The sequence below is a fragment of the Streptomyces aurantiacus JA 4570 genome (assembly GCF_000414115.1).
In the GTDB taxonomy this organism is placed as follows: Bacteria; Actinomycetota; Actinomycetes; order Streptomycetales; family Streptomycetaceae; genus Streptomyces; species Streptomyces aurantiacus_A.
This window is the reverse complement of sequence record NZ_AOPZ01000263.1, coordinates 1-6,678: the sequence shown is the minus strand read 5'-3', so window position 1 is coordinate 6,678 and position 6,678 is coordinate 1. Positions and strand designations below refer to the sequence as shown.

The window sequence follows — 6,678 nt, the reverse complement described above, 5'->3', positions numbered from 1 at the left end:
ACCGCCGTCGCCGCCGCCCACCCGGGGGACGACGCGCGCGTCACGCCGCGGCGGCACAGCCAGCCCACGGCCGCCGCCACGAGCAGGCCGATGACGGCTCCGGCCAGCGGCGCGTGGGTGCCGTCGCCGGACGCCCGCACGGCTCCCCACAGGAACAGCGACGTGTCCACGCCGCCGTGTCCCACGGCGAGGAACGCCGCCACCACCACCGCGGTGCGCGGCCGGACGGCCAATCGTATGCAGGCCGACACCCAGGTCACCAGGGCCATAGCGGCGAGCGACAGCCAACCCCCGTACGCCTCCCGCGCCTTGAACGTCAGCTCCTGCGAGCCGAAGGTCAGCGCGCAGCCGAAGCCCAGCGACAGCGCCACCGCCGCACCGGCCCCGCCCGCCACCGCGCGCAGTGCCCAGCGCCGCCCCGCCCGCACCAGGTACGCGACGAGAACCCCGACGAGCAACGCCGCCGCCAGGCCCGCGCGCAGACCGATCAGAAAGCTGTCGAACATCCCCGCCCCCGTGTCGCTTCGGTGAACCCCGTGTCTCTTCGGTGAACAGGGACAGCATGCGGCACCGGCCGGGGGCGGCTGCCGTCGCCTCAGCGGGCGTCCCGCAGCGGGGCGATCAGCGGTGCCCCGGTCCGTGGGTGCGGGAACACCTCGATGGGCTGCCGGTACACGTCCGACAGAAGCTTGTCCTCGAATACGTCGCCGGGGGCGCCGTCGGCCGCGACGAGCCCGCCGTCCAGGACCACCGCGCGGTCCGCGTACGCCGCCGCGAGGCCCAGGTCGTGCAGGACGACCACCACCGCGTCGCCCGCGGCGGCCCGTTGGCGGCAGACCCGCAGGACGAGTTCCTGGTGGCGCAGGTCCAGCGCGGCGGTCGGCTCGTCGAGCAGGAGCAGCGGGGTGCGCTGGGCGAGGACCCGGGCCAGCGCCACCCGCGCCCGCTCGCCGCCGCTGAGCGCGGAGAACGGCCGCGCCGCGAACGCGCCCACCTCGGTGGCCGCCATCGCCTCGCGCACGATCCGGTCGTCACAGTCCTCGCGGCGCGTGCCCGCCCAGGGCGCTCGGCCCATCCGGACGACGTCCTCGACCGGGAAGGGGAAGGAGAGCGTGGCCGACTGGGGCAACACCGCGCGGCGCAGGGCCAGTTCGCGCGCGGGCCAGTCCGGCGCCGGGCGGCCGCAGACGGTCACGGTGCCGCCGTCGGCGGGCAGGTCGGCGGCGAGCGCGGCGAGCAGGGTCGACTTGCCCGCCCCGTTGGGGCCGACCAGGGCGAGCACCTCGCCCGCGCGGGCCCGCACGTCCACGCCCTTCAGGACTTCGGCGCCGCCGAGCCGCACCCGCAGGTCCGCCGCCTCGGCGAGCACGTCGCCCGGGGCGACGGGGCCGGGCAGCACCCGGTCGCGTACCCCGAAGATCCGTCGGCTCACGGTCCCGATCATGCCCAACCTCCGTGCTTGCGGCGGGTCCTGCGCAGCAGCCAGAAGAAGAACGGGCTGCCGAAGAGCGCGGTCAGCACGCCCAGCGGCAGCTCGGCGGGCGCGGCGACGGTGCGGGCCGCGAGGTCCGCGCCGACCAGTACGACGGCCCCGCCGAGCGCGCTGCCGGGCACCAGGAACCGGTGCCCGGGACCGGCCGCCATCCGCAGCAGATGCGGTACGAGGAGCCCCACGAACGTGATGATCCCCGCCACCGCCACGGCCGCCGCCGTGAGCAGCGCGACCACGAGCACGAGCACCATCCGCAGCCGCTCCACGTCCACGCCCAGGTGCCGCGCGGGCCGCTCCCCGAGGGCCAGCAGGTCCAACTTGCGCGCGTACAACGGCGCGACGAGCAGCCCGGCGGCCGCGCACGGCAGCACGGCGAGCACCTTCGGCCAGGTCGCCTGCGCCAGCGAACCCAACTGCCAGAAGGTGATCTGCGTGACCTGCGCGTTGTCCGCGAAGAACAGGAAGAGCCCGATGAGCGCGCCCGCGAAGGCGTTCACGGCGATGCCGGTGAGGATCAGCGTCACGACCTCCGTGCGGCCGCCGTCCCGTGACAGGACGTACACGAGCAGCACGGTGGCGAGCCCGGCGACGAACGCGCACACCGTCACCGTCCAGTTCCCGAAGAAGCTCAGCCCCAGCGCGATCGAGGCGACCGCGCCGACCGCCGCCCCCGACGAGATCCCGATGACGCCGGGCTCCGCGAGGGGATTGCCGAACACGCCCTGCATCAGCGCGCCCGCGCAGCCGAGCGACCCGCCCACGAGCAGCGCGAGCGTCACACGCGGAAGCCGAACGTTCCACAGCACGCTCTCGCCGACCCGGTCGAGCGCGTGCCCGCCGAGCCCGGTCCGGTGCTGCACGGAGGCGAGCACGTCGCCGAGCGGGATGTCGTACGCGCCGATCCCGGCGGACAGCAGGCTCAGTACGACGAGGGCGGCGAGGAGGCCGACGGTGAGGAGGTAAGGCGCGCTCCGGCGACGTGCACCGCGCTCCTGCTCGACCTCTTCCTTCCCCTCCACCGGTCTGGCGGCCACGCTCACTTGGCGTCCTTGTAGAGCTGGTCCACCAGGGACTTGAGGACCTCGTCGGTGCGCGGGCCGTAGTTGAGCAGGACGCCGTCCTCGATGGACACGACGCGGCGGTCGAGGCCCGCGGGCGTCTCGGCCACGCCCGGGATCTTCACCAGGCCGTCGACGCCGCCCACGGAGTCGAGCCCCTTCGTCATCACCAGGATCGCGTCCGGCGCCGCCTTGGCGAGCGCCTCGCTGGTGATCGCCGTGAAGTCCTTCTTCAGCCCGGACTCCTTGCCCGCGTCGACCGCGCCTGCCGCTTCGAGCAGCGAGCCCGCACCGGAGTCCCGCCCGCCGAGCAGATAGACGGAGGCCGACCCGCGCAGATAGAGGAACGCCACCCGCGGCTTCTTCGACTGCGCGGGCACGCCGTCCCGCACCTTCGAAATCCGCTGCTCCGTACGGGACTTGAGCTGCTCGCCCGCCTTCTCGACGCCCAGCGCCCCCGCCACCGCCCCGATGCGCGGGCCCACGTCGGCGAGGCTCTTGGCGGGTTCGAGGACGACGACGGGGATGCCCGCCGCGCGGATCTGGTCGATCGCCTCGGCGGGGCCCGTCGTGGTGTCGGCGAGGACGACCGTCGGCTTCAGGGACAGCACGCTCTCCGCCGAGACGTCGTGCGCGCGCGTCACCACGGGCAGCTTCTTCGCCTGCTGGAAGGTGGCGGTGATGTCGCGGGCCACCACGTTCTCGCCGAGGCCGAGCGTGAACACGATCTCGTTGAGGCTGCCGGTGAGCGGCACGATCCGGTCGGTCTTCCTGACCGTGACCCGCTTGCCGTCGGCGGACTTCACGGTCACGGGCAGCTTCGCCTCCGGCGTGCCCGCGAGCGGCTCGACACGGTCGGCGGGCGCGGCCTTGGCCTGCGGACCGCCCTTCTCCGAACCGCCGTCGTCCGACGATCCGCATCCGGCGAGGGTGAGTACGAGTACGGCCGTCAGGGCGCCGATCGTCCGGAGTGAGCGCGGTTTGCGTACCAGTGAGCGGGGCTTGCGCACCGAAGTCCACCGTCCTGTCGTGGGGTTCCCCGTAGTCATGATCGTAGATTAGGTTAGCCTTACCTTAGAGGCTAGACCCGGAGGGGTTCCATGTCGTCGTCGAGACCGTCGGCGGTGCGCCGTCGTGCCCGCATCCGCGCGGGAGTCGTGGTCGTGGTGGCCGGACTCGCCGGAGCGCTGCTGCCGGCGGCCGCCGCGCACGCCGCGTACACGAAACCGCGCACCGTCCAGGGCGGCAGGCTGGACTGGGGCATCAAGGCGTCGTTCCAGAGCTATGTCACCGGCCCCATAGCCAAGGGCAGTTGGAACCTCCAGGGCGGCGCGGCGACGGTCGGCGGCAGCCAGTTCCGCTTCCACTCGGCCAAGGGTTCGTACGACGCCGGCAGCGGCGCCTTCACGGCCGCGTTCTCCGGCGGGGTGCACTTCACCGGGCACAAGAAGGGCGGATCGTACGCCCTGGACCTGACGATCAGCCGCCCGACCGTGAAGGTCTCCGGCGGCTCCGGCACCCTCTACGCCGACATGGTCAGCAAGGACAAGGGCACCGGCAGGGTCACCTCGACCGCCCAGGTGCCGCTCGCGTCCCTCAACGTGTCCGGCATCGACATGAAGGGCGGCACCGGACCGATCGCCCTCACCAACCTGCCCGCGACGCTCACCACGCAGGGCGCGAAAGCGTTCGCCGGGTACTACACGGCGGGCACGAAGCTCGACCCGGTGAGCCTGTCGACGGACCTGGTGGCGGCCGAGTCGTCGAAGAAGCCCATGGACAAACCCAAGAAGAAGCCCGGCAAGAAGACTTCGGAGAAGACCAAGGCCACCGGGCGCATCGAGGACGCCGCCGTCGACTGGGGTGTGCGCCGCACCTTCCGTGAGTACGTCTCCGGGTCCATCGCCAAGGGCAAGTGGACGCTGTCGTCGGGCGCCCAGGACGGCGGCGCGCTGTTCCGCTTCCCGCGCGGCGAGGGCACGTACGACGAGAAGAAACGCACGCTGGCCGCGGACTTCGCCGGTGCCGTCCGCTTCACCGGCAAGCACGGGCTCGACATCGAGCTGAGCGAGGTCGCCGTCGGCGTGAAGGACGGCAAGGGCACGCTGTACGCCGACGTGGCCGGCGCGGACTTCCGGAAGAAGAAGGCCGCCCTCGTCACGTTCACGGCCTCCGGACTGAAGGGCCTCAAGCCGCGCGACGGCCTGATCGCCGTCACCGAGGCCCCCGCGAAACTCACCGCCGACGGCGCCAAGGCGTTCGGGTCGATGTACAAGCCGGGCACCGCGATGGACCCGGTCTCCCTGGCCGTCGCCGTCGACGACGAGGCCGAGTTGCCAGCGCTGCCGGACCTCGGCTCCGCCGCGGCGCCCGGCGCGAAGAAGCCCGCGGCCGGGGCGAGGTCGGAGCGGACGGCCGACGACTCGGCCTCGGCCTCGGACGACTCCGACGGCTCGTCGAAGGCCCTGCCGATCACGCTCGCGGCGGTCGCGGCCCTGCTGGTCGCGGCGGCGGTGGCGTTCCGGTGGGAGCGGAGGCGGCGCCTCGCTCGTGCGGGGGCGGGTGCTTCCGCCGAGCCGTCCGGCTCCGCCGAGTCGCCCTCCGGTTCCGCCGGTTCAGCCGAGCGCTCCGCCCCCGGCGAATAGCTCCCGCTTCCCCGTCCCCACCCACTCCATCTCTCCCTTCCCTCTACGAGGAGTACTGACCATGGCAGCCACCCGCCGCCCCATAGCCCGCGCGGCCGCCGTCGCGCGCCCGCCGCTCTCGGCGCCGCCGCGCTCGCCCTGCCCGCCGTCGCGGCCGACGCCCCCGTCGACGCCCCGGCCGACGCGCCCCGCACGGCCGCCGCCCAGCAGGCGCCCACGGCCTTCACCATCACGGACGGCACCCTGGACTGGGGCCTGAAGGAGTCCTTCCGCAAGTACGTCACGGGCATGGCGCACGGCGAGATCACCGCCGGTGGCGGTGCCAAGCAGGCGCCGGACAACGGGGTGTTCACGTTCTCCGGCGGCAAGGGCACGTACGAACTCACCGGGCACGTCCTGAAGGCCGCCTTCAAGGGCGATGTGCGCTTCACCTCGACGGCGCACAAGTTCGACATCCGGATCGCCGACGTCAAGGTGCACACCAAGGGCAAGACCGGCGCGATCCAGGCCGACGTCACCCTCAACGGCGCCAAGCAGAACGACATCGACCTCGCGAAGCTCGACCTCACCGACGTCCGGCCCGGCCAGGGCCAGGGCGGCGCGATGACGTTCAAGGACATCCCGACGACCCTCACCGCGAAGGGCGCGAAGGCGTTCAACGGCATGTACCAGGAGGGCGAGGTCCTCGACCCGGCCACGCTGACGGTGAAGACCGGCGGCCCCGTCCCGTCGCCGACCCCCACGGACAAGCCGACGAAGCCGACGCCCACGCCGACGAAGCCGACGTCTAAGCCCAAGCCCACGCCCACGAAGCCGACTTCGAAGCCGTCGTCCGGCACGGGCGGGGCAGTGGGCGGCAAAGTCGTCGGCGGCAAGCTGTCCTGGGGCCTGAAGGAGTCCTTCCGCCGCTACATCTCCACGGGCGGCAGCGTGCAGGCGTCCGGCGGCGCGAAGAAGACCTCGGCCGGGTACGACTTCCCGCACGCCAAGGCGGCCTGGAACGCCGGGGCCAAGAAGATCGACGCGTCCTTCGGCGGCAGCGTGCGGTTCCTGTACAAGGGCCACGGCATCGACATGAAGTTCAGCGACCTCAAGGTCCGCGCGCGCGGCAAGACCGGCACGCTGACCGCGGACGTGAAGGCCCAGGGCCGCACCAGCAACGACGTGAAGTTCGCGACCCTCGACCTCTCCCGCGCCTCCTACAAGGCGAAGGGCGACGTCGTCCTGCTCAGCAAGGTGCCCACGCGGCTCACGGCGGCGGGCGCCGAGCAGTTCGAGAGCGAGGCGGCCGGGTCGCCGTACAAGAAGGGCGAGAAGCTCGACCCCATGACGGTCGCGCTCACCCTCTCCGCCGGCGCCAAGGTCCCCTCGTCCTCGGGCGGCGGATCCGGTGACGCCGGTGCGGCGGGCGGCGGCGGGGCGGCCGGCGGCGACGACGGGGCGGCCGGCGGTGGTTCGGTCGGTGGCGGCAGCGTGGGCGGCG

6 protein-coding genes are annotated in these 6,678 nt (G+C 73.1%); 2 read left to right on the top strand and 4 right to left on the bottom strand.

All coding sequences use genetic code 11. The annotated features are described in order from the left end of the window. The 4 genes from STRAU_RS24185 to STRAU_RS24170 form a co-directional block, all read right to left on the bottom strand. Positions 1-506: FTR1 family protein (locus STRAU_RS24185; protein ID WP_037661559.1), on the bottom strand; the 506-nt coding region annotated here is incomplete at its 3' end. 89 nt (positions 507-595) lie between these two features. Further along, entirely contained in the window at positions 596-1,444 is an 849-nt protein-coding gene (locus STRAU_RS24180; RefSeq protein WP_052029220.1) for a heme ABC transporter ATP-binding protein, read from the bottom strand. Continuing rightward, complete coding sequence (locus STRAU_RS24175) at positions 1,441-2,511, bottom strand: FecCD family ABC transporter permease (RefSeq protein ID WP_016643009.1); 1,071 nt, start codon at positions 2,509-2,511, stop codon at positions 1,441-1,443. Before STRAU_RS24175 ends, STRAU_RS24180 begins: the two co-directional genes overlap by 4 nt. Positions 2,512-2,528: 17 nt before the next feature. After that, complete coding sequence (locus tag STRAU_RS24170) at positions 2,529-3,599, bottom strand: heme/hemin ABC transporter substrate-binding protein (RefSeq protein WP_078621437.1); 1,071 nt, start codon at positions 3,597-3,599, stop codon at positions 2,529-2,531. 51 nt (positions 3,600-3,650) lie between these two features. Here STRAU_RS24170 and STRAU_RS24165 point away from each other — a divergent pair, with 51 nt between their 5' ends. Both STRAU_RS24165 and STRAU_RS24160 read left to right on the top strand, forming a co-directional pair. Continuing rightward, complete coding sequence (locus tag STRAU_RS24165; RefSeq protein ID WP_052029216.1) at positions 3,651-5,195, top strand: HtaA domain-containing protein; 1,545 nt, start codon at positions 3,651-3,653, stop codon at positions 5,193-5,195. A 288-nt stretch (positions 5,196-5,483) separates the two neighbouring features. Next, the coding region (locus STRAU_RS24160) for an HtaA domain-containing protein (RefSeq protein WP_052029214.1) at positions 5,484-6,678 on the top strand (1,195 nt) is incomplete at its 3' end.

Excerpts from the sequence above, each read along its gene's own strand:
- STRAU_RS24170 (WP_078621437.1), bottom strand. The coding sequence starts at position 3,599 with ATGACTACGGGGAACCCCACGACAGGACGGTGGACTTCGGTGCGCAAG.
- STRAU_RS24165 (WP_052029216.1), top strand. The coding sequence starts at position 3,651 with ATGTCGTCGTCGAGACCGTCGGCGGTGCGCCGTCGTGCCCGCATCCGC.
- STRAU_RS24180 (WP_052029220.1), bottom strand. The coding sequence starts at position 1,444 with ATGATCGGGACCGTGAGCCGACGGATCTTCGGGGTACGCGACCGGGTG.